General features: G+C 72.4%; 20 protein-coding genes and 2 pseudogenes. 4 read left to right on the forward strand and 18 right to left on the reverse strand.

Going from position 1 to position 21,665, the window contains the following annotated elements:
- Positions 1 to 94 precede the first annotated feature (94 nt).
- On the reverse strand, positions 95 to 931 hold the full coding sequence (gene tsf, locus HNR21_RS29840) for a translation elongation factor Ts (protein WP_119729297.1): 837 nt from the start codon (positions 929 to 931) through the stop codon (positions 95 to 97).
- A gap of 85 nt (positions 932 to 1,016) precedes the next feature.
- On the reverse strand, positions 1,017 to 1,889 hold the full coding sequence (gene rpsB / locus HNR21_RS29845; protein ID WP_182707778.1) for a 30S ribosomal protein S2: 873 nt from the start codon (positions 1,887 to 1,889) through the stop codon (positions 1,017 to 1,019).
- 304 nt (positions 1,890 to 2,193) lie between these two features.
- On the opposite strand from rpsB, the gene HNR21_RS29850 reads away from it, so the two are divergent.
- Positions 2,194 to 2,718: a murein hydrolase activator EnvC family protein gene (locus HNR21_RS29850; RefSeq protein ID WP_246442369.1), complete on the forward strand. Its 525-nt coding sequence runs from the start codon at positions 2,194 to 2,196 to the stop codon at positions 2,716 to 2,718.
- Between the two features lie 172 nt (positions 2,719 to 2,890).
- On the opposite strand, the gene HNR21_RS29855 is transcribed toward HNR21_RS29850, so the two are convergent.
- Positions 2,891 to 3,607 carry a DUF429 domain-containing protein gene (locus tag HNR21_RS29855; protein WP_220500352.1) on the reverse strand — a complete coding sequence of 239 codons (717 nt, stop codon included), beginning with the start codon at positions 3,605 to 3,607 and terminating at the stop codon, positions 2,891 to 2,893.
- Positions 3,608 to 3,853: 246 nt separating this feature from the next.
- On the opposite strand from HNR21_RS29855, the gene HNR21_RS29860 reads away from it, so the two are divergent.
- From HNR21_RS29860 to dprA, 3 genes are read left to right on the forward strand one after another with little or no spacing between them, the layout of a single operon-like run.
- The gene (locus HNR21_RS29860) at positions 3,854 to 4,240 is read left to right on the forward strand and encodes a YraN family protein (RefSeq protein ID WP_182707780.1); all 387 of its coding nucleotides are present in this window, start codon (positions 3,854 to 3,856) and stop codon (positions 4,238 to 4,240) included.
- A gap of 1 nt (position 4,241) precedes the next feature.
- Complete coding sequence (locus tag HNR21_RS29865) at positions 4,242 to 5,801, forward strand: YifB family Mg chelatase-like AAA ATPase (RefSeq protein ID WP_182707781.1); 1,560 nt, start codon at positions 4,242 to 4,244, stop codon at positions 5,799 to 5,801.
- Entirely contained in the window at positions 5,798 to 6,964 is a 1,167-nt protein-coding gene (gene dprA, locus HNR21_RS29870) for a DNA-processing protein DprA (RefSeq protein ID WP_182707782.1), read from the forward strand. Before HNR21_RS29865 ends, dprA begins: the two co-directional genes overlap by 4 nt.
- Positions 6,965 to 7,284: 320 nt before the next feature.
- Here dprA and HNR21_RS29875 read toward each other — a convergent pair whose 3' ends face one another.
- From HNR21_RS29875 to HNR21_RS29940, 15 genes and pseudogenes are all read right to left on the reverse strand, one after another.
- A complete protein-coding gene (locus HNR21_RS29875) occupies positions 7,285 to 7,599 on the reverse strand; it encodes a DUF2469 domain-containing protein (RefSeq protein WP_119729291.1) in 315 nt (104 codons plus the stop codon).
- Complete coding sequence (locus tag HNR21_RS29880; RefSeq protein WP_312881413.1) at positions 7,596 to 8,297, reverse strand: ribonuclease HII; 702 nt, start codon at positions 8,295 to 8,297, stop codon at positions 7,596 to 7,598. Before HNR21_RS29880 ends, HNR21_RS29875 begins: the two co-directional genes overlap by 4 nt.
- A 975-nt stretch (positions 8,298 to 9,272) precedes the next feature.
- Entirely contained in the window at positions 9,273 to 10,334 is a 1,062-nt protein-coding gene (lepB, locus tag HNR21_RS29885) for a signal peptidase I (protein WP_182707783.1), read from the reverse strand.
- 170 nt (positions 10,335 to 10,504) lie between these two features.
- Positions 10,505 to 10,855, reverse strand: coding sequence for a 50S ribosomal protein L19 (gene rplS / locus HNR21_RS29890; RefSeq protein WP_119729290.1), 351 nt, complete (start codon positions 10,853 to 10,855; stop codon positions 10,505 to 10,507).
- A gap of 127 nt (positions 10,856 to 10,982) precedes the next feature.
- A pseudogene (gene trmD, locus HNR21_RS34795) lies at positions 10,983 to 11,537 on the reverse strand (tRNA (guanine(37)-N(1))-methyltransferase); the annotation flags it as partial.
- Positions 11,538 to 11,894: 357 nt separating this feature from the next.
- Positions 11,895 to 12,113 (reverse strand): annotated as a pseudogene (locus HNR21_RS34800) (tRNA (guanosine(37)-N1)-methyltransferase TrmD); the annotation flags it as partial.
- Positions 12,114 to 12,116: 3 nt separating this feature from the next.
- Positions 12,117 to 12,644: a ribosome maturation factor RimM gene (gene rimM, locus HNR21_RS29900; protein ID WP_182707785.1), complete on the reverse strand. Its 528-nt coding sequence runs from the start codon at positions 12,642 to 12,644 to the stop codon at positions 12,117 to 12,119.
- Between the two features lie 44 nt (positions 12,645 to 12,688).
- Positions 12,689 to 12,931: an RNA-binding protein gene (locus HNR21_RS29905; RefSeq protein WP_119729288.1), complete on the reverse strand. Its 243-nt coding sequence runs from the start codon at positions 12,929 to 12,931 to the stop codon at positions 12,689 to 12,691.
- Position 12,932: 1 nt separating this feature from the next.
- The gene (rpsP, locus tag HNR21_RS29910; RefSeq protein WP_182707786.1) at positions 12,933 to 13,373 is read right to left on the reverse strand and encodes a 30S ribosomal protein S16; all 441 of its coding nucleotides are present in this window, start codon (positions 13,371 to 13,373) and stop codon (positions 12,933 to 12,935) included.
- A 742-nt stretch (positions 13,374 to 14,115) separates the two neighbouring features.
- Positions 14,116 to 15,684 (reverse strand): signal recognition particle protein, encoded by a 1,569-nt coding sequence (ffh, locus tag HNR21_RS29915; RefSeq protein ID WP_182707787.1) that lies wholly within the window; start codon positions 15,682 to 15,684, stop codon positions 14,116 to 14,118.
- A gap of 102 nt (positions 15,685 to 15,786) precedes the next feature.
- Positions 15,787 to 18,114 carry a [protein-PII] uridylyltransferase gene (locus HNR21_RS29920; protein ID WP_182707788.1) on the reverse strand — a complete coding sequence of 776 codons (2,328 nt, stop codon included), beginning with the start codon at positions 18,112 to 18,114 and terminating at the stop codon, positions 15,787 to 15,789.
- 227 nt (positions 18,115 to 18,341) lie between these two features.
- The gene (locus tag HNR21_RS29925; RefSeq protein ID WP_182707789.1) at positions 18,342 to 18,680 is read right to left on the reverse strand and encodes a P-II family nitrogen regulator; all 339 of its coding nucleotides are present in this window, start codon (positions 18,678 to 18,680) and stop codon (positions 18,342 to 18,344) included.
- 2 nt (positions 18,681 to 18,682) lie between these two features.
- On the reverse strand, positions 18,683 to 20,029 hold the full coding sequence (locus HNR21_RS29930; RefSeq protein ID WP_182707790.1) for an ammonium transporter: 1,347 nt from the start codon (positions 20,027 to 20,029) through the stop codon (positions 18,683 to 18,685).
- 275 nt (positions 20,030 to 20,304) lie between these two features.
- Positions 20,305 to 21,468, reverse strand: a complete 1,164-nt coding sequence (ftsY, locus tag HNR21_RS29935) for a signal recognition particle-docking protein FtsY (RefSeq protein ID WP_119731919.1) — start codon at positions 21,466 to 21,468, stop codon at positions 20,305 to 20,307.
- Entirely contained in the window at positions 21,456 to 21,653 is a 198-nt protein-coding gene (locus tag HNR21_RS29940) for a type II toxin-antitoxin system Phd/YefM family antitoxin (protein WP_182707791.1), read from the reverse strand. Before HNR21_RS29940 ends, ftsY begins: the two co-directional genes overlap by 13 nt.
- Positions 21,654 to 21,665 lie beyond the last annotated feature (12 nt).

Raw genomic sequence — 21,665 nt, forward strand, 5'->3', positions numbered from 1 at the left:
TGTCAGCGGTCGTTTCGTGCTTCACGGCGGCGGCCTCCTCGTCGTAGCGGATGTGCGTGCGTGCCTTGCTCAGGGATACCTCCGAGCAGGACTGTTAAGCCTGTCCCACCTTGAAGCGGGCAAACCGCTTGACGGTGACCCCGGCCTCCTCGAGCACCTTGCCGATCGTCTTCTTGTTGTCCTTGACGAACGCCTGCTCGACCAGCACGAAGTCCCGGAAGTAGGCGTTGACCCGGCCCTCGACGATCTTCGGGATGGCCTTCTCGGGCTTGCCCTCCTCGCGGGTGATCTGCTCGGCCAGCGCCCGCTCCTTCTCGATCGCCTCGGCCGGCACGTCGTCGCGGGTCAGGTACTTGGGCGCCATCGCCGCGATCTGCTGCGCGATGTCCTTGCCGACCTCGGGGTTCTCGCTGTCCAGCTCGACCAGCACACCGGTGGTCGGCGGCAGCGACGGGTCGGACTTGTGCAGGTAGCTGGTCACGTACGCGCCGGTGAAGTGGGCGAAGCGGCGCAGTTCCAGCTTCTCGCCGATCTTGGCGCTGTTCTCCTCGATCAGCGCCTGCACGGTCTTGCCCGGCTCGATCTCCAGGCCCAGCAGCGCCGGGACGTCGGCCGCGCCGGACTCGGCGGCGAACTTGACGATGCGGTCGGCCAGCTCGATGAAGCCGGCGTTCTTGGCCACGAAGTCGGTCTCGCAGTTGAGCTCGAGGATCGCGCCGTCGCCGGTGCCGTTGAAGTGCTCGGCGACCAGACCGTTGGCGGCGGTGCGCTCGGCGCGCTTGCCGACGTCCTTGGCGCCCTTCAGGCGCAGGATCTCGACGGCCTTGTCGAAGTCGCCCTCGGCCTCGGTCAGCGCGTTCTTGCAGTCCATCATGCCGGAGCCGGTCAGCTCGCGGAGCCGCTTGACGTCGGCGGCGGTGAAGTTCGCCATCGTGTGAAGGTCTCTCTCGTCGGTTCGTACGATCCGGCGGCGCTCCGGGCGGGCGCGCCGCGGCGGCCCGCCCGGGGTGCTGCGATCAGGCCTGCTGGTCGTTCTGCTCGTCGGCCTGCGGGGCGGCCTGCGGGGCGGCCTCGGCGGTCGCGGCCTCGGCGGCGGGCTGCTCCTTGCCCTCCAGCAGCTCGCGCTCCCACTCGGCCAGCGGCTCGGCGCTCGCGGCGGCCTCGGCCGGCTTGTCCGACTCGCCGGTGGCGGCGCCGGCCCGGGCGATCAGGCCGTCGGCGACCGCGTCGGCGACCACGCGGGTCAGCAGGCTGACGCTGCGGATGGCGTCGTCGTTGCCCGGGATCGGGTAGTCGACCTCGTCGGGGTCGCAGTTGGTGTCCAGGATCGCCACCACGGGGATGCCCAGCTTCTGGGCCTCGTTGACCGCGATGTGCTCCTTCTTGGTGTCCACGATCCAGATCGCGCTGGGGACCTTGGACATGTCGCGGATGCCGCCGAGGGTGCGCTCGAGCTTGTCCTTCTCGCGCTTGAGGCCCAGCAGCTCCTTCTTGGTCATGCCGGAGCCCGCGACGTCGTCGTAGTTGATCTCCTCCAGCTCCTTGAGCCGGGTGAGCCGCTTGTGCACGGTGGAGAAGTTGGTGAGCATGCCGCCCAGCCAGCGCTGGTTGACGTACGGCATCCCGACCCGCTGGGCCTGCTCGGCGATGGCCTCCTGGGCCTGCTTCTTGGTGCCCACGAACAGGATGGTGCCGCCGTGCGCGACGGTCTCCTTGATGAACTCGTAGGCGCGGTCGATGTAGGACAGCGACTGCTGCAGGTCGATGATGTAGATGCCGTTGCGCTCGGTGAAGATGAAGCGCTTCATCTTCGGGTTCCAGCGCCGGGTCTGGTGGCCGAAGTGGACGCCGCTCTCCAGCAGCTGCCGCATGGTGACGACGGGTGCCATCCCGTGTACTCCTGTCCGGCCCGGTCGGGACGGCCGGGCCACGTCTCGGTTGCCTGCCCGCGCCCGGACACGCCCCGCCGCCGACGACGTCGGCGGACCGAGAGTTTGTGCCCCACCGCAGAGGACGGTGGTGACGGGCGCGTGAATTCGGTCGCCTGGGGGTGCCCCCATGCGACCGTCGGGTCAAGTCTATGGGATGTCCGCTCGCCTCGTGGCATCGGTGCGCTCGGGGCCGGCGGCACGGTTGTCCACAATCTCCGGCACGTCTGGCGCGGGATCGGCCGGGCCGATGAGGATCCGCCTCATGATCCCTCTCATCCTCGCGGTCGCCGTGACGCTGGCCCCGTCGGTCCCGTCAGTCCCCTCGGTCCCGCCGGTTCCGCCGCCGCGGTCCGGGCAGTGGCGCTGGCCGTTGTCGCCGGTTCCCGCGGTGATCAGGACCTTCGATCCGCCGTCCACGCCCTGGGGCGCCGGTCATCGCGGGGTCGATCTGGCGGCGGCTCCCGGGCGGCCGGTGTACGCGGCGGGCACGGGGCGTGTGTCGTTCGCCGGTCATGTCGCCGGGTACGGCGTCGTCGCCATCACCCACGGCCGGGTCCGGACGACCTATCTTCCCGTGGAGCCCTCGGTCCGGGTGGGTCGTCCGGTCGCCGCCGGCACCCGGATCGGCACCGTCCAGGACCGCCCCGGTCACTGCGGTCTCCGCCACTGCCTCCACTGGGGACTGCGCCACGGCCTGCTCTACCTGGACCCGCTGTCCTTGCTCCGCTTCCAGGTACGCCTGCTCCCCATCTGGCCTCCATCAAGTCCGTCCCCGTACCTGCATTGAACGCCTCACCGGCCATGGCGGCGCCGTGACGAACCGCCATCTCACAGCCGATACACCTCGCCAGGTCGTCAAGACCGCCCGCGTATGCGGTCGTTGCCGTGCACGATCGCCCTGCGCGTCCTCACGCCGCTGTTGCAGCCGCAAGCCGATCTGGGCGCCCCTTCCGGAGGGCTCACAAAAGTCCGGCGAGGCCGCCCGCGTGCGGAAGGTGGAGCCAGCCCTCGGTGCGCGCCACTTCGAGATCAGGGTGTGACGGGCGGGTCGTCGACCCCTGGGCGACGGCACGGGCGACAAGTGCCGCTATCAAGGCGTCGTACGCGTCGGTGTCCTCATCGAACCTCCGCCGTGCTCCGGGTTCGAATTCCAGCCAGGGCGCGGCGTGCACCAGCGCCGCCGTCGACCGTTCTCCGCGCAGCCCCCACAGCCTGCGCGCGCCCGCCGGATACACCTCGGCGATCCGATCGGCTCCGGTCCTGTCGATCGGCCGGCCTCGGGCGTTCATCTCGTCGGCGATGAACGCCCACCGCGCCACCACCACGCTCAGCCAGCCCAGCGCCGGCGGCTGCGGCCAGGCGCCGGTCAGTTCCCTGGCGACCACGTCGGTACGCCGGAACCGCAACGGCCCGTTCCGGTAACCGGCCTGCTCCTGCCCCCGCCCAGGCCAGGGCTCCCCCGCCGCGTGCGCCGACACCGCCCGCACGAACTCCACCGGCCATCCGAACGGGCAGTCCACCCCGGCCCAGTCATCCGGCCCGAGTTCCATGAGAAGGCCGACGAGCTCGTCATCAGTCCACCCGCCCCGCGGCGCCGACACCCGCGCGGAGCCTTCGCCCCACTCGATGACCGTCACCGCCGTGGCCGACGGCCGAGCAGCCAGATCGATCCCCACCGCCCGCACAAGACCTCCGCTCAAATCCCAAACGCTCCAAGCCTGCCGCCCAAGCCGTGCCCGGTGGATCCTGTGGGGCGCTCCCCGAGCGCCTCCCAAGAAGTGCCGGACACGCCCGAGACCATCCGAGCCGAGCCCGGGACCGCGAACAGTCGTCCCGCCCCACTCACGGTTATCCACAGAACGGCGTTCGTCTTCCGCCGCAGGTGGCCGACCGGCACGGTCGGAGGCGGAGGTGATGCCCGCATGGGTGCCGAGACGAAGACGAACAGGAAGCAGTCACTGGGCCGGCGTGGAGAGGAGAGCGCGGCGCGGTACCTGGCCGACCGGCTGGGCTGGACGATCGTGGAGCGCAACTGGCGATGCCCCGAGGGGGAGCTCGACATCGTCGCCTACGACGGGACCCGGCATGTGGTGTGCGAGGTCAAGACGCGTTCCGGCACGGTGTTCGGCGCGCCGGTGGAGGCGGTCACGCGAGCCAAGGCGGCGCGGTTAAGGCGACTGGCCGGGCGCTGGGCCGCCCAGCACGGCGTGCCCGCGGCCACCGTCCGGATCGACGTGATCGGCCTGGTGCTGGCGCCGCGCGGCGACCGCTCCGGGTTCGAGCTCGACCACCTGCGGGGGGTGTGCTGACATGGCGCTGGCGAAGGTGCGCTCCGTGGCGCTGGTCGGGGTGGACGGCTTCGTGGTCGATGTGGAGGCCGCGATCACCAGCGGTGTTCCAGGGCTGCATCTGGTGGGCCTGCCGGACGCCGCGCTGAACGAGGCCCGCGACCGGGTCCGTGCGGCGATCTTCAACTCGGGCGAGCCATGGCCCAGCAGGCACGTGACGATCAGCCTTTTCCCCGCCAGCCTGCCGAAGAAGGGGTCGGGCTTCGACGTTCCCATCGCGATTTCACTGCTGGCGGCGGCGGAGACGGTGGATCCGAAGGTCTGCGCCGACATGGTGATGATGGGCGAGCTCGGGCTGGACGGCCGGATCCGGGCCGTTCCCGGGGTGCTGCCGGCGGTGCTCGCCGCCGCCAACGCGGGCTACCGGACGGTCGTCGTGCCGCGGGCCAACGCCGCCGAGGCCGAGCTGGTCCCGGACGTGAAGGTGATCGCACCGGCCTCGCTGCGCGGGCTGCTGTGCCACCTGCGCGACCAGCCGCCGCCCCCGGAGGAGGACGAGCCGGATCCGGCGCGGCTCGCCCCCTGCCCGGAGCAGCCCGCCGTACGAGGCCGCGACCTGCGCGGTGATCTGGACCTGGCGGACGTACGAGGGCAGGCGGAGGCCCGCCGGGCGCTGGAGATCAGTGCGGCGGGCGGACACCACCTGTTCTTCTACGGGCCGCCGGGCTGCGGCAAGACCATGCTGGCCGAACGGCTGCCCACGCTGCTGCCGCCGCTGGACCGGGAGGCGGCGCTGGAGGTCACCGCGATCCATTCGGTGGCGGGCACGCTGCCGCCGGGCCGGCCGCTGATCTCCCGGCCGCCGTTCTACGCGCCGCACCACACCGCCACCCGCGCGGCCATGGTCGGCAGCGGCCAGGGCCGGCTGCTCCAGCCGGGCGCGGCCTCGCTGGCCCACCAGGGCATCCTGTTCCTGGACGAGGCGCCCGAGTACCAGGCCGGCGTCCTCGACGCCCTTCGCCAGCCGCTGGAGGAGGGCGAGGTCATGATCGCCAGGGCGGGCGCCAGCACCCGCTTCCCCGCCCGGTTCACCCTGGTCCTGGCGGCCAACCCGTGCCCGTGCGCGGCCGCCAAGTCGATCGACTGCATCTGCACCCCGGCGGTCCGCCACAAGTACCTGGCGCGGATCTCCGGCCCGCTGCTGGACCGCATCGACCTGAAACTGGAACTGCACCCGGCCACCCGTGCCGAGCTGCGGTACGACCTGGAGCTGGTGGAACGCAGCGAGGTGGTAGCCGAGCGGGTGCTGGCCGCCCGGGAACGCGCGGCCAGGCGCCTGGCCGGGACGCCGTGGCGGACCAACGCCGAGATCCCCGGCCCGCAGGTGCGGCGCCTGTTCCTGCCGCCGCCGGAGGCCATGGTCTCGGTGGACCGCCCCCTGCAGACCGGTGAGCTCAGCGCCCGGGGCCTGGATCGCGTACTGCGCACCGCGTGGACATGTGCCGACCTGGCCGGGCGCGACAAGCCCTCGGCGGACGACATCGACAGCGCGTTCGCGCTGTGGACGGGGAGGCGGTCATGACGGTGCCCGACGAGGAACGGCTCGCCCGCGCCACGCTGTGCGCCATCGCCGAACCGGGCGAGGCGCTGCTGGGACGGCTGATCGACCGGGTGGGCGCCCGCGGTGCGCTGGCCGTCGTACGCGGAACGGAACCCGTTCCGGACGGCGTGCCGATCACCGACCGCGCCCGGGCGCGGCTGGCCGCCTGGCAGGCGCGGCTGGCCGGTACCGACCCCGAGACCGACCTGGAGATCTGCGACCGGATCGGCGGCCGGATGATCTGCCCCGGCGACCCGGAATGGCCCGCGGCCCTGGACGACCTGGGCGACCACCGCCCCTACGCCCTGTGGCTGCGGGGCTCCGCCGACCTCCGCCATGCCTGCCTGCGCGCCGTCGCGATCGTCGGCGCGCGGGCGGCGTCCCCCTACGGGACGCGGATCGCCGCCGACCTGGGCGCCGAACTGGCCGACGCCGGCTGGACGGTGATCAGCGGCGGTGCGCTGGGCATCGACGGCGCGGCGCATCGGGGAACGCTGGCCGTGGACGGGCGGACGATCGCGGTCTTCGCGGGCGGCGTGGACCGTTTCTACCCGCCCCGCAACGAGGTGCTGTTCCTGGAGATCATCGAGCATGGCCTGCTGGTCAGCGAGTCCCCGCCCGGCACCGACCCCAGCCGTCTGCGCTTCCTGATCCGCAACCGCCTCATCGCCGCGTTAGCCCGGGGCACCGTCGTGATCGAGGCCGCCGCCCGCAGCGGAGCCCTCAACACCGCCGCCCACACCCGCGACCTGGGCCGTCCCCTGATGGCGGTACCCGGCCCCGTCGACTCCCTGACCTCCGTCGGCTGTCACAGGCTGCTGCGCGAGGTTCCCCCCGCCCGGTGCGTCACCAACTCGGCCGAGGTCCTCGAAGAGATCGGCACCATCGGCGTCGATCTGGCCCCCGTCCCCCAGGGTCCCCTCCTCCCCCACGACGCCCTGGATCCCACCACCCGTGCCGTTCTCGAGGCCCTGCCCGCACGAGGCTCCGCAGGCACCGCCCAGATCGCCGTGAAAGCCGGGGTCGACCTCTCCACCGCCACAGGCCGCCTGGGCCAACTGGCCGCCGCCGGCTTCGTAGAACGCGCCCAAACCGGCTGGCGCCTCCGCCGCCCCAAGAAACCCCGCCCCTCCCGACCCCCATGACCGTCCCCATCGGGCCCCACCCTCCGCCCACACCAGAGCGTGCCCGGCAACCGGCGGCGACCGCGCCGGTAAGACAGTCGCCGGGTCCTCGATGGCCATGAACAGCCCGTTTACTGCTCAGACCGGCCCCCGACGGCCCGGATGCAGCCCCAGATTCGCCAGACAGAACCCAGAGCGTGTCCCGTGGACCTTGTGAAGCGCTTTCCAGGGCCGCAACGAGCGGAGGCCGCCGGGCGTGTGCGGTGACGTCAGATGGCGGCGGGAGGTGGTTTGTGCGGACGTGATCTGGACGGGTGAGGCGTGGGGCCGTTCGGGGCGGGTCAGGTGTCGGTGGGGAGTTCCAGATCGGACTTGGCCAGTTCCTCGATGTTGACGTCCTTGAAGGTGACCACGCGGACGTTCTTGACGAAGCGGGCGGGGCGGTACATGTCCCACACCCAGGCGTCCTGCATGGTGACCTCGAAGAAGATCTCGCCGTTCTCGGCGCTGCGGACCTGGAGGTCGACGGAGTTGGTCAGGTAGAAGCGGCGCTCGGTCTCCACGACGTAGGTGAACAGGCCGACCACGTCGCGGTATTCGCGATAGAGCTGCAGCTCCATCTCGGTCTCGTATTTCTCGAGATCTTCGGCGCTCACGCTCTCGCTCCCTCCCCCGCCAGGTCGAACACGTCGGCCTGAACCCCATTGTTCCGCACGCGGGCCACGTTCACGAACGACAGGCGGTGTTCGGGGCACGGACCGTGGGCGGCGAGGGCGGCCGTGTGCTCGCGGGTGATGTAGCCCTTGTGGTCGGCGAATCCGTACTGGGGGTAGCGCTCGTGCAGTTCCGTCATCAGCCTGTCCCGGGTGACCTTGGCGATGATCGAGGCGGCCGCGACGCACGCCGCGACCTGGTCCCCCTTGGGCACGGCCAGCGCAGGCACCTCCAGCCCGGGGACCCGGAAGCCGTCACTGAGCACGTACGCCGGGCGGACCGCCAGCCCCGCCAGCGCACGGCGCATGCCGGTGATGTTGCAGCGGTGCAGCCCGATCCGGTCGATGTCATGCCGGGGGATGACCACCGCCGTCCACGCCACGGCCCGCTCGACGATCTCCGCGTACAGTTCCTCCCGGCGCCCCGGGGTCAGCAGCTTGGAGTCGGCCAGCCCGTCGATCACGCCCCGCCGCCCGGCCGGCAGGATCGCCGCCCCGACCACCAACGGCCCCGCGCACGCCCCGCGCCCGGCCTCGTCCACCCCCGCCACCGGCGTGAACCCCGCATGCCCGAGAGCACGCTCAAGCCCGTACAGCCCCGCGTCACGACGGGGGGTGAACCGGAGCGGACGCCTCATCATGCACCGAAGCGTACGTTCTACCGGCACTCTTCGCAGCGCGGATCTCCCACCGCCCCACCGCACTCCACCAAACCCACCAGCCCCGCTGAACCGCCGGACCCACCGAACCCGCCGAGCCGCCAGTCCCCACCAACTCACCAGTCCTGCCGAACCCGCCAAACCGCCGACCCACGAACCCGCCAACCCCACGAACCCACCAGCCCTGCCGAACCCGCCGAGCCCGCCAAACCCACTAACTCGCCAGCCCTGCCGAACCTGCCAAGCCCGCTGGCACTACGAACCCGCCGGCACTGCCGAACCCGCCGAGCCGCCAGTCCCACCAACTCGCCAGCCCTACCGAACCCGCCAAACCCGCCGACCCACGAACCCGCCAACCCCACGAACCCGCCAACCCCACGAACCCGTCAGACCTGCCGACCCCACCGACCCCGCCGGCACTGCCGAGCCTGCCGACCCAGCGAACCCATCGACCCCATCGACCCCGTCGACCCCATCGAATCCGCTGAACCCGCCGCCTCGGTTCTTCCGCCCACAACACCCACAGACCAATGTGAACGTCGTGCCGTGACATGCCACTTGAATGCATCGGGAGCGCCGGCCTCGGCACCGACCACGAACACCTTCAGGGAAGCCTCACCTGCCGGCGTTCGTTCTCGGCTCCTCCACCAGCGACACCACACGGTTCGCGAGCGTCACCAGCGACCTCGCCGTCCTTCTCCTCGGACACCGCGCACGTCCCGGGGCCACTGTCACTCCGAAGGCGCCACGCATCAGAGCACGGCAGCGACGAGATCGCCTGTCGAGAGGTCTCCCGGTTCGGGAGGATCGCCGCTCCACGCCCGGCAGATCACCCCGGCATGCCGACCGAGCGCCGATTTCGACGGCGCAGCGGCGTTCGAGACGAACCTTCCGCAGGTAATGGGACGTTGGCCGGGCGCTTCGTGACGTCGCCGGCCAGTCGGCGTGGCGACGGGATTATCGGCGGCGCAGGCGTAGGCGGCGGTGGAGCCAGACCACGGGGAACGCGCCGGCGAAGCCCAGCGCCAGCGGGGTGACGGGGAGGAGGGTGGCGGCGGCGTTGAGGGCGGGTTGCTCGAACGTGTCGGGGATGGGGAGGGTGTCGACGCGGTCGAGGGGCCACACGACGACGAAGGCGCGGCCGATGACCCGGTTCTCGGGGATGGCGCCGCCGCCGGGGTCGCCGCGGTGCTGGCGGGAGTCGTAGGAGACCTCGCGGTGGTCGCCCATCACCCAGAGGTTGCCGGGCTGGACGGTGACGTCGAACGGCTCCTCGGAGGGCTTGTTCTGCTCACCGGTGACGGGGTCGGTGTACAGGTAGGAGGTCTCGTCCAGGGGGACGCCGTTCACGGTCATCCGGCCCTTGGAGTCGCAGCACTTGACGCGGTCGCCGGGGGTGCCGATGACCCGCTTGATGTAGTCCTTCTCGCCGGGGACGACCCCGAACGCGTTGCCGATCCAGTGCGCGACGCGGGAGACGGGGTTGGAGGGCTCGGGGACCTCGACCTCGCTGTTCCAGGAGTCCAGGCCGTTGAAGACCACGATGTCGCCGCGCTTGACGTCGCGGGTGTGGTAGACGAGCTTGTTCACCAGCACCCGGTCGCCGATCTGCAGGGTGTTCTCCATCGACGCGGACGGGATGTAGAACGCCTGCACGGCGAACGCCTTGATGACCAGGGCCAGGATCAGGGCCACGCCGATCAGGATCGGCAGTTCCTTCCAGAACGAGCCCTGCTTCTTGTCCTTGCCGTCGGCGTCGGGGTCGGAGTCGTCGGAGGACCCGGCCTCGTCGGTGCGGTCGGCGGGCTCGTCGGCGCCGGAACGGGCGGCCCCGGCGGCGGGCCGGTCGTCGCCGGGCGAGGCGTCGTCGGTGGGCCCGGCGCTCCCGGCGGCCTCGACGGCGGCGGGCGCATCGGCCCGATCGGCGGCATCCTCACCAGGGGTCACGGCCTGCTTCTCGTTGGGCACCGCGCCCTCGGCCTCCGAACGCACGTTTCTCCGATCGTCCTCGTCAGTCATCAAGGCGAGCCTATAGCGGGCCGCCGCCGACGGCCCTCAGCGGCGCCGTGTCGTGGGGCCGAGAATCCGCTCCGCCGACGCGGCCTTGACCAGACGCTGAACGCCCCGGGCACCGCGCAGGGTTCCCGGGGCGCTGCCAGGGGCCGCGGCCAGGGCGGCGGCCCGCCGGCTCAGGACTCGCGCCGCTCCTTGATGCGGGCGGCCTTGCCGCGCAGGTTGCGCAGGTAGTACAGCTTGGCGCGGCGGACGTCGCCGCGGGTGACGACCTCGATCTTGTCGATCGAGGGGCTGTTGAGCGGGAACGTGCGCTCCACGCCGACGCCGTAGCTGACCTTGCGGACGGTGAAGGTCTCCCGGGCGCCGCCGCCCTGCCGGCGGATCACCACACCCTGGAAGACCTGGATCCGGCTCCGGTTGCCCTCGGTGACACGGACGTGCACCTTCAGCGTGTCGCCCGGACGGAAGTCCGGGACGTCGGCACGCATCGCGGCCTTCTCGATCTCCTGGATCAGGGTGTGCATGACAGCGGTTCCTCGTGGTCGCAAGCCGGCATCGAGAGGCCCCGAACGGGCTGGGGCGTCGCGCCGCGCAGAGTGGATCGTGCTTCGTGGAAGTCGTGAGGCAGCCCGGACATGGGGCGCCGACGCTCTAGTCTGCCACAGGTTCGCCGCCGGTCGGCAATCCGGCCTCGGCGAGCACCTGCCGGTCGCGTTCGTCCAGCCGCCCGGGATCCAGCGACGCGGCCAGGTCGGGACGGTTGGCGACGGTGCGCCGCAGCGCCTGGTCGCGGCGCCAGCGGGCGATCGCGCCGTGGTTGCCCGACAGCAGCACCTCCGGAACGGCGCGGTCCCGCCACACCGGCGGCTTGGTGTAGACGGGGCCCTCCAGCAGCGTCTGCATGGCCCCGGGGGCGAACGAGTCGTCGGCGACCGACTCGGCGTTCCCCAGCACCCCGGGCACCAGCCGGCCGACCGCCTCCACGATGACCAGCACCGCGGCCTCTCCCCCGGCCAGCACGTAGTCGCCGATGGACACCTCGTCGACGCGCATCCGGGTACGGGCCTCCTCGACGACCCGCGCGTCGATGCCCTCGTACCGCCCGCAGGCGAAGATCAGCCACGGCTCGGCGGCCAGTTCCACCGCCATCTCCTGGGTGAACGGCCGCCCGCTCGGCGTCGGCACGATCAGCCGAGGCACCGGACCGGCCACCGCCGCAGATGCCCTGACCCGCCCGGCGGACTCATCCCCCTCCAGGGAGAACGGCCGCTCCTCGCGTCCGGACACGGCACCGCCCTCAGCCATGGAAGACCCGGCTTGTTCAGCGGACGCGCCCGCGTCTGACGACGGCTGCTCACCGGACGGCACGGCACCAGACTTGGCCGCCGCAGATCCAGCCTGAGCAGCAGACGCGCCCGTGCCCGGCGGCGGCTGCTCACCGTACGGCACGGCGCCTGGCTCGGCCTCCGCAGATCCGGTCTGAGCAGCGGGCTCGCCCGCGTCCGGGGACGGCGGCTGCTGGGATCGTTCGGGTACGGCGTCAGGGGTGGTGGGCGGGGGGGCGATGGTGTCGAGGGCCTCGCCCCAGGGGTCGGGTTTCATGACCATGCCGGGGCCGCCGCCGTACGGGGTGTCGTCGACGGTGCGGTGGCGGTCGTGGGTCCACTGGCGGAGGTCGTGGACGTGCACCTCGATGAGGCCGCGGCGGCGGGCCTTGCCCAGCAGGGAGATGTCCAGCGGGGCGAAGTAGTCGGGGAAGATCGTGATGATGTCGAGGCGCATGGGTCAGGCCTCCGAGGCCTCGTCCAGCAGGCCGGGCGGCGGGTCGATGACGATGCGACCGCCGGCCACGTCCACCTCGGGGACCAGGGCGGCGACGAACGGGACCAGGGCCTCGCCGCCGGTCTCGCGGCGGACGACCAGCAGGTCCTGGCCGTAGTGGCGGACCTCGACGACGGTGCCCACCGTGCCGCCGTCGGGGGTGACGGCGGTCAGCCCCACCAGCTGGTGGTCGAGGAACTCGTCGGGGTCCTCGGGCGGGGGAAGCTCGGCGGCGTCGACGACCAGCCACGTGCCGCGCAGTTGCTCGGCGGCGGTCCGGTCGTCGACGCCGGTGAAGCGCAGGAGCAGACGTCCCGAGTGCCAGCGGGCCCGTTCCACCGTGAGCGGGCCGACATGCCCGGGATCGGTCCGGAGCACGGACCCCGGCGCGAACCGCGCGTCGGGGTCGTCGGTCCGCACGTCCACCGCGACCTCGCCGCGCACGCCGTGTGCCCGGCCGATCCGGCCGACCACGATCTGGTCGTCGTTCACCGGTCAGGCGGCCTGCGGGCGGGTCGGGGCGGACGTGGACACGGTCAGCGGACCTCGTTGACGTCGAGCAGGTCGACGCGCACGTACCGGCCGCCGGACAGGCCGCCGATCACCGTGCGCAGGGCCTTGGCGGTGCGCCCGCTGCGGCCGATGACCTTGCCGAGGTCGTCGGGATGCACCCGCACCTCCAGGACCCGGCCGCCCTTGATCCGGCGGGGCCGCACCCGGACGTCGTCCGGGTGCTCGACGATACCGCGGACCAGGTGCTCGAGCGCTTCTTCGAGCACGTCAGCCCTCGCTCTTGGCTTCGTCGGCCGACTCGGCCTTGGCCTTGGGCTCGGCCTTCTTCTTGGACCTGGCGGTGGTGGCGGCGCCCTCGTCCTCCTGCATGGCGGACTTGACGGCGGCCTCGTACAGGGCCTTGCGGTCCGGCTTGGGCTCGGCCACCTTGAGCGTGCCCTCGGCGCCGGGCTCGCCCTTGAACTTCTGCCAGTCGCCGGTGATCTTGAGGATGTTCAGCACCGGCTCGGTCGGCTGCGCGCCGACGCCCAGCCAGTACTGCACCCGCTCGGAGTTCACCTCGATCAGCGAGGGCTCCTCCTTGGGGTGGTACTTGCCGATCTCCTCGATGGCCCGGCCGTCACGCTTGGTGCGGGCATCGGCGACGACGATCCGGTACTGCGGGTTCCGGATCTTCCCCAGACGCTTGAGCTTGATCTTGACTGCCACGGGTGTGGTGTTCTCCAGATTCACAGATGCTGAGCGGTCCCGCACCAGGTGGGGACACCGCTGCCGGCCGCTCGATGGACTCCGGGTCGCCAGGACGAGAGAGGGCGCCTGCCGATACCGGGTTTCCAGCCTGTCATTCTGCCAGACGATGCGACCGAAGGTGCAATCGATCAGCCGCCCCCGCGGAACGGGTCGCCCGGCCTTTCCCACCCCGTCCCGACGCTCGTACGGCGGACGACCGGACCACCCCCGAATCAGGGGACCGCTCCGCTCAGGGCACGCTGGAGAGGCGCATCCCGTACCGTACGGCCGCGGCGCGGACCGCCCCGCGCGCATGAGCACCGCGCTCCATGGCGTGGTCGCACAGCCCCGCCACCACGGGACACCCGCACGCATGGACACCGCGCCATAACGTGAGCTGAGCCACGACACAGTGACCGGGACGCCCCGTGCGCATGAGCGCCGCGCTCCAGGGTGCGGTCGCACAGCCCCGCCACCTCGGGACACCCTGCACGTAGGGACGCTACGCCGTGGTGTGAGCCGAGTCGCGACGCGGTGGCCGGGACGCCCGCGCGCATGGGCGCCGCGAACTGTACGCTGCGGCGCCCATGTCGCCGCCCGGGACGCTCCCGCATGAGCGCCGTGGTCCAGGGGCGCGGACGGCGTGGCGTGCCATCGGGACGCCCTGTGTGCGCGAACGCCGGTCGCGACGGAGCGGCTCAGGTCACGGGCTTGGGGGTGCTCACTTCTTCTTGCGGGTCTGCAGCTTGCCGAGGTCGGGCATCTGGAAGCCGGGCGGAAGCTGGCCGGGCAGGCCGCCGGGGAGTCCGCCGCCCAGGGCGGGGGGCAGGCCCTGGGGCGCCGGCTGGGGCGCGCCCTGGCCGTCGCCGGAGCCCTTGGTCGCGGCGGCGCGCTTGCGCGGGTCGCCGCTGCGCTGCTTGCCCTTCTTCTTGGCGTTCTTGGCCTTGGCGGCCTTGCGCCGGCCGCCGGGCATCCCGGGCAGGCCCATCCCGCCGGCCACCTGGCGCATCATCTTCTGCGCCTCGAAGAACCGGGTGACCAGGCTGTTGACCTCGCCGACGGTGGTGCCCGAGCCGGCCGCGATGCGGGCCCGCCGGGAGCCGTTGATGACCTTGGGGTTGGCCCGCTCGTACGGGGTCATCGAGCGGATGATGGCGGCGACCCGGTCCAGGTCCTTGTCGTCGATCTGGCTGATCTGGTCGCGCACCTGGCCCATGCCGGGGAGCATGTTGAGCAGGTTCCCGATCGGCCCGAGCTTGCGGATCATCATCATCTGCTCGAGGAAGTCCTCGAGGGTGAAGTCCTCGCCCGAGGCGAACTTGGTGGTCATCCGCTCGGCCTGCTCGGCGTCGAACGCCTTCTCGGCCTGCTCGATCAGGGTGAGGACGTCGCCCATGTCGAGGATCCGCCCGGCCATCCGGTCCGGGTGGAACAGGTCGAAGTCCTCGAGCTTCTCACCGGTCGAGGCGAACATGATGGGCCGGCCGGTGATGTGCCGCACCGACAGCGCCGCACCGCCGCGGGCGTCGCCGTCCAGCTTGGTGAGCACCACGCCGTCGAAGCCGACCCCGTCCATGAACGCCTGCGCGGTGTTGACCGCGTCCTGGCCGACCATCGCGTCGACCACGAACAGGATCTCGTCCGGGGAGACCGCGTCGCGGATGTCGATCGCCTGCTGCATCATCTCGGCGTCCACGCCGAGCCGGCCGGCGGTGTCGATGACGACCACGTCGTGCTGGGCGTGCCGGGCCTGCTCGATCGAACGGCGCGCCACGTCCACCGGGTCGCCCACGCCGCTGCCCGGCTCGGGGGCGAACACCGGCACCCCGGCCCGTTCGCCCACCACCTGCAGCTGCTGGACGGCGTTGGGCCGCTGCAGGTCGGCCGCCACCAGCAGGGGGGCGTGCCCCTCCTCCTTGAGCCAGCGGGCCAGCTTGCCGGCCAGCGTGGTCTTGCCGGCGCCCTGCAGACCGGCCAGCATGATCACGGTCGGCGGGTGCTTGGCGAAGTTGATCCGGCGGGTCTCGCCGCCCAGGATCCGGATCAGCTCCTCGTTGACGATCTTGACGACCTGCTGCGCCGGGTTGAGCGCCTGGGAGACCTCCGCGCCCAGCGCCCGTTCCTTGACGTGCGCGATGAAGTCCTTGACGACGGGCAGGGCCACGTCCGCCTCCAGCAGCGCGACCCGGATCTCGCGCGCGGTGGCGTTGATGTCCGCTTCCGACAGCCTGCCCTTGCTGCGCAGCGAGGAGAAGACCGACGTCAGCCGGTCGGAGAGCGTCTCGAACACGTGTGCGACCCGTCCTAGGAAACTCGTCGGAACCTGTTTCAGGGTATCGAGGATTCCGCCCCGGACCGTCCCGGGACCGGCGTCCCCTCCCGTCCGGCGGCCTCAGCGGAGGGCGGCGAGGATTCCTTCGCGGAGGGCGGACAGGGCGGCGGTGTCCTCCAGGGGGCGTCCGGTGGAGTCGACCACGTAGAAGACGTCGACGGCCTCCGCGCCCAGGGTGTCCACGCGGGCCTTGGTGACCTGGAGGCCGCAGGCGCCGATGGCCTGGCCGATGCGCCACAGCAGGCCGGGGCGGTCGTGGGCGCGGACCTCGACGACGGTGGCGGTGTCGCTGGCGTCCTCGACGACGGTGACGCGCGGCGGAGGGACGGGCACGCCGCGGCGGGTGCGGGCGGCGGCGGCGCGGCGTTCCAGACGGCCGGCCACGTCCAGGCGGTCGGCGAGCATGCGGCGCAGGTCTGCCTCCAGCGCGGCCGGGTCGGGCGGCGTGCCGTACTCGGGCACGGCGGTGAAGTCCAGCACCGCGGTGCCCGCGTCCGACGCCGAGAACACCCGGGCGGTCCGCACCACCAGCCGGTGCAGGGCCAGCACCCCCGCCGTGCGCCACAGCAGGCCCGGCCGGTCCGGCACCGCGATGGTGACCCGGGAGCCGGCGACCCGTACCGCCGCGCCGTCGTGGCGGGCCAGCGCGAGCTGCTCGGCGGAGGGGTCCAGCGCGTCGCGGGGCGGGGCGGTGCCCGCCAGCCGGGCGTCCACCCGCCGCACCAGGTCCTGGATCAGCCGGGCCTTCCACGCGCCCCACGCCGCCGGTCCGGTGGCCTGCGCGTCGGCGACCGCCAGCGCCGCCAGGATCTCCAGCACCTCGCGGCCCCGGCCGGGCACCGCGGACACCCGTTCCGCCACGGTCTGCACCGTGACCGGGTCGTCCAGGTCGCGCCGGGTGGCGGTGTCCGGCAGCAGCAGGTGGTGCAGGACCACCGTCTCCAGCACGTCGGCGTCGCCGGCGGCGAAGCCCATCCGGACGGCGATCTGGTGGGCCAGCACCGCGCCGGTACGGGAGTGGTCGCCGGGCAGTCCCTTGCCGATGTCGTGCAGCAGCGCCCCCACCAGCAGCAGGTCGGGACGGGCCACGTCGCGGGTCATCGCGGCGGCCCCGGCGGCGGTCTCCACCAGGTGCCGGTCCACGGTGAACCGGTGCACCGGGTTGCGCTGCGGCCGGTTGCGGACCTGGGCCCATTCGGGGAGCATCCGGACGATCAGCCCGGCCTGGTCCAGCGCCTCCCACACCGTGATGGCGGCGGTCCCGGCGCCCAGCAGGGTCACCAGCGCGTCGCGGGCCTCGGCGGGCCACGGCACCGGCAGCGGGGGCGTCTCGGCGGCCAGCCGTTCCACGGTGGCGGGGGCCGGCGGCAGCCCGGCCTGGGCGGCGGCGGACGCCACCCGCAGCGGCAGCACCGGGTCGGACAGGTCGGCGCCGCGGGCCAGCACCACCTCCCCGTCGTGCTCGACCGCGCCGTCGCCGACCGGCCGCCGCTCCACCTTGGCCCCGGACCGCGCCGCGCGGTTCCGGTCGGCGCAGAACCGGTCGACGTGCCGCCACAGGTTGTCGGCCGCGTAGGTGACGGTACGGGCCGCCTCCACGATGGCGCGCAGCAGCGCCGTGCCGTCCGCCAGGCCGAGGGAACGGGCGACCGCCTCGTGCTCCTGCAGGACCAGCCGGTCGGTGGCGCGCCCGGTGGTCTCGTGCAGCGCGTGCCGTACGTCCAGCAACAGGTCGTGGGCGGCGCGGACGCGTTCGCCCGGGCCGGGGGCGACCCAGGTGGCGGCGGCGGCCTGCATGGCGTGCACGTCGCGGAGCCCGCCGCGGGCCTCCTTGAGGTCGGGTTCGATCAGGAACGCCAGCTCCCCCTGGTCGGCCCAGCGCGCCCGGGTCAGCTCGGCCAGCTCGGCCAGCCGCCGCCGGGCCTGCGAACGCCAGTCCGCCAGCACCGCCGCGCGCAGCAGGTCCGCCAGGTCATGGTCGCCGCCCAGCCACCGGGCGTGCAGCAGGCCGAGGGCGGCCTTCAGATCGGTGGCGGCGACCTTGCGGGCCTCGTCCAGGGTCCGTACCGAGTGGTCCAGCCGCAGCCCGCGGTCCCAGATCGGGTACCACAGCCGGTCGGCGATCCCGGCGATGTCGTCGCGGCCCCGGTGCAGCAGCACCAGGTCCAGGTCGCCGCCGGGGGTCAGCTCGCCGCGGCCGTGGCTGCCCACCGCGACCAGCGCCACGTCCTCGCCCGCGCCGGTCTCGGCCAGCAGGGAGGCCAGCCACCGGTCCAGTTCGATCCCGCGTCCGGCCCGCGCCGCCGCCAGTCCGGCGCGCGCCCGCGCGAACGCGTCGCCGGCGCGTTCCGCGTCCCGGGTCGCCGCCCCGTCCACCGCTTCCGTCATCGCCCCGACCTCGATCCCGCCCATCACACCGCCACCGTTCCGCCGCGCCCGGCTTCGTCCGGACGCTCCAGGCCCCGCAAGGCCGGGGCAGGTGTTACTCGCTCCACCGCGACCGCCCGGCCCGGCGCTTATGCGGAGGGGCGTCCCGTGCCGCGGCCGTGCGGTACGGGACGCCCCTCCTCGTCTCGCGCCCTGAGCGATTGCTCCCCCGATTCCCGGGGCCCCGGTTAGAGGGCCTCGGCTCCGGTCTCGCCGGTACGGACCCGGATGACCGTCTCCACCGGGACGGCCCAGACCTTGCCGTCGCCGATCTTGCCGGTCTGCGCCGCCTTGACGATCACGTCGATCACGTCGTCGGCGGCGTCGTCGTCCACCAGGACCTCGACGCGCAGCTTGGGCACCAGGTCCACCTTGTACTCGGCGCCCCGGTAGACCTCGGTGTGGCCCTTCTGGCGGCCGTAGCCGCTGGCCTCGCTGACGGTCATGCCCTTGACCCCGAAGGTCTCCAGGGCGGCCTTGACCTCGTCCAGCTTGAACGGCTTGATGACCGCGGTGATCAGCTTCATCGCTATGCCTCAACCTTCGTCGGGGTGCTGTCGGCGGCCTTGGCCGCGGGCAGCGGGCCGGTGCCGCCGCCGGCGCCGCCGGCGTGGATGCCGCCGAAATCGTAGGCGGTCTCGGCGTGCGCGGTGCTGTCGATGCCCGCGACCTCGTCCTCCTCGCTGATCCGGAAGCCCATCGTCAGGTCGATGACCTTGCCGATGACGAAGGTGACCACGAAGGAGTAGACCAGCGTGGCCAGCACGCCGACCGCCTGCTTGCCCAGCAGCGACAGGCCGCCGCCGGCCAGCAGCCCGTCCGCGCCCGCGTCGTTGACGGCGGTGGTGGCCAGGATGCCGATGAGCAGGGCGCCGACGATGCCGCCGACCATGTGGACGCCGACCACGTCGAGCGAGTCGTCGTAGCCCAGCTTGTACTTCAGGCTGACCGCGTAGGCGCAGACCGCACCGGCGATCAGGCCGATCACGATGGCGCCGATCGGGGTGACGAAGGCGCACGCCGGGGTGATGGCGACCAGGCCGGCGACCACGCCGGAGGCGATGCCCAGCGTCGTGGAGCTGCCGTCGCGCAGCTTCTCCACCACGATCCAGGCGAACGCGGCGGCGCAGGTGGCGACCATCGTGTTGATGAACGCGACCGCGGCGGTGGCGTTGGCGCCCAGCGCCGAGCCGGCGTTGAAGCCGAACCAGCCGAACCACAGCAGCGCCGCGCCCAGCAGCACGAACGGCAGGTTGTGCGGGCGCATCGGGTCGCGCGGCCAGCCCTTGCGCTTGCCCAGCACGAACGCCAGCGCCAGCGCCGCCGCACCGGCGTTGATGTGCACCACGGTGCCGCCGGCGAAGTCCAGCGCGCCGAGCCCGGCGCCGATCCAGCCGCCCTCGCCGTCCTCCGGGCCGAAGAACCACACCCAGTGGGCGATCGGGGCGTACACCAGGGTCGCCCAGACGACGGTGAACAGCACCCAGGCGCCGAACTTGGCCCGGTCGGCGATGGCGCCGCTGATCAGCGCGACGGTGATGATGGCGAAGGTGGCCTGGAAGGCCACGAAGACCAGCTGGGGGATGCCGCTGCCGTCGTCGGCGGTGGCCGCCGTCTCCAGGCCGACCAGGCCCCAGTCGGACAGGCCGCCGACGAACTGGTTGAGGCCGCCGCCGTCGGTGAAGGCCAGCGAGTAGGCGTACAGCACCCAGACCACGCCCACCGTGGCCATGGAGACGAAGCTCATCATCATCATGTTGAGCACGCTCTTGGCCCGGCTCATGCCTCCGTAGAAGAAGGCCACGCCAGGGGTCATCAGCAGCACGAGCGCGGTGCTGATCAGCACCCAGGCGGTACTACCGCTGTCGATTTTCATCTCGGAGAGAGCCCCTCCTCGGCACGGAACGTCTGACTGCGTAGAGGTTCCGGCCCGGTGGTTTCACCCGAACGGCCCCGGTGTTTCAGGAGTGTGAAACCCATCTCCGCGGTGTTTCGGGAGTGTTTCCGAATCCTCACCGCTGGTGCGTTCCAAAAGATCCGGGTTCCCGGAGAGGCTGTGGGATTGCCGACGTTTGGGCGCTCGGCGAAAGGGAAAGCGCCCCGCCGGTGCGACCGGCGGGGCGCTGGGGACTGATGGGGATACGGTGCCGCTCACCCGCCGACGATCGCGTCGACGAACGCCTCCGCCTCGAACGGGGCCAGGTCGTCGGGGCCCTCCCCCAGCCCCACCAGCTTCACCGGAACGCCCAGCTCCCGCTGCACCTGGATCACGATGCCGCCCTTGGCGGTGCCGTCCAGCTTGGTCAGCACGATCCCGGTGACGTTCACCACCTCGGCGAACACCCGGGCCTGCTGCATCCCGTTCTGCCCGGTGGTGGCGTCCAGCACCAGCAGCACCTCGTCCACCGCGGCCTGCTTCTCCACCACCCGCTTGACCTTGCCGAGCTCGTCCATCAGCCCGGTCTTGGTGTGCAGCCGGCCCGCGGTGTCCACGATCACCGTGTCGACCTTGCTCTCGATGCCCTGCCTGACCGCGTCGAACGCGACGCTCGCCGGGTCCGCGCCCTCGTCCTTGCGGACCACCTGGGCGCCGACCCGCGTGCCCCAGGTCTCCAGCTGGTCGGCGGCCGCGGCGCGGAACGTGTCCGCCGCGCCCAGCACGACGCTGCGGCCGTCGCCCACCAGCACCCGCGCCAGCTTGCCGCAGGTCGTGGTCTTGCCGGTGCCGTTCACCCCGACCACCATCACCACCGCGGGCCGGTTGCCGTGCGGGGTCGTGCGCAGCGCCCGGTCGGCGGACTCGTCGAAGCCGTTGGTGACCTGCCTGACCAGCTCCTCCTTGAGCAGCGCCCGGACCTCGTCGGGGGTCCGCGCGCCCATCACCTGGACCCGGGTGCGCAGCGCCTCGGCGATCTCCCGGGCCACCGACACGCCGATGTCGGCGCTGATCAGGGTGTCCTCGATCTCGTCCCAGTCATCGTCGTCGAGGGTGTCCCGCGACAGCAGCCCCAGCAGCGTCAGGCCCAGGGCGTTCTGGGACCGCGCCAGCCGGGCCCGCAGCCGCACCAGCCGGCCCGCCGACGGCGGCGGGATCTCGATCTCCGGCTTCGGCGGGGCGACCGGTTCCGCCGGCGGAGCCCGCTCCAGGGTCGGCGCCTGGAGATCCTTCTCCAGGACGGCGGTCCCCCCGGCGCCCTCCCCCGGCTGCGGCGGCTGCTGCGGCCGGGCGGCCCGGCGGCCCGGCCGCAGCAGGAGCAGACCTCCCACCACCAGCGCGAGCACGGCCAGCGCAATGATCAAGATCACGAATTCCATAACATGCCCAGTCTTCCAGACTCCCGCCAGGGCCTGGCCAGGCACCGGCCCGGATCGGCCGGTCCCGGCCCGCCCGCGACCTGCTCGCCGGCGCGGCTGATCACCGCTTCGTCACCGTGCTCCACGCGCTCGATGATCCGCGAGAGCCGGGTCTCGGCCTCGCGGACGTCATGCCGCTCCGGCACGTCCTCGACCCT

The organism is Thermomonospora cellulosilytica (genome assembly GCF_014138835.1).
GTDB lineage: Bacteria > Actinomycetota > Actinomycetes > Streptosporangiales > Streptosporangiaceae > Thermomonospora > Thermomonospora amylolytica.

Coding starts and splice junctions, on each gene's coding strand:
- rpsB (WP_182707778.1), bottom strand. CDS start 1,889: ATGGCACCCGTCGTCACCATGCGGCAGCTGCTGGAGAGCGGCGTCCAC.
- ftsY (WP_119731919.1), bottom strand. CDS start 21,468: ATGGAATTCGTGATCTTGATCATTGCGCTGGCCGTGCTCGCGCTGGTG.
- rplS (WP_119729290.1), bottom strand. CDS start 10,855: ATGCACACCCTGATCCAGGAGATCGAGAAGGCCGCGATGCGTGCCGAC.
- HNR21_RS29925 (WP_182707789.1), bottom strand. CDS start 18,680: ATGAAGCTGATCACCGCGGTCATCAAGCCGTTCAAGCTGGACGAGGTC.
- HNR21_RS29850 (WP_246442369.1), top strand. CDS start 2,194: ATGATCCCTCTCATCCTCGCGGTCGCCGTGACGCTGGCCCCGTCGGTC.
- HNR21_RS29865 (WP_182707781.1), top strand. CDS start 4,242: ATGGCGCTGGCGAAGGTGCGCTCCGTGGCGCTGGTCGGGGTGGACGGC.
- dprA (WP_182707782.1), top strand. CDS start 5,798: ATGACGGTGCCCGACGAGGAACGGCTCGCCCGCGCCACGCTGTGCGCC.
- tsf (WP_119729297.1), bottom strand. CDS start 931: ATGGCGAACTTCACCGCCGCCGACGTCAAGCGGCTCCGCGAGCTGACC.
- lepB (WP_182707783.1), bottom strand. CDS start 10,334: ATGACTGACGAGGACGATCGGAGAAACGTGCGTTCGGAGGCCGAGGGC.
- HNR21_RS29930 (WP_182707790.1), bottom strand. CDS start 20,029: ATGAAAATCGACAGCGGTAGTACCGCCTGGGTGCTGATCAGCACCGCG.
- HNR21_RS29860 (WP_182707780.1), top strand. CDS start 3,854: ATGGGTGCCGAGACGAAGACGAACAGGAAGCAGTCACTGGGCCGGCGT.
- HNR21_RS29920 (WP_182707788.1), bottom strand. CDS start 18,114: ATGACGGAAGCGGTGGACGGGGCGGCGACCCGGGACGCGGAACGCGCC.
- HNR21_RS29880 (WP_312881413.1), bottom strand. CDS start 8,297: ATGATGAGGCGTCCGCTCCGGTTCACCCCCCGTCGTGACGCGGGGCTG.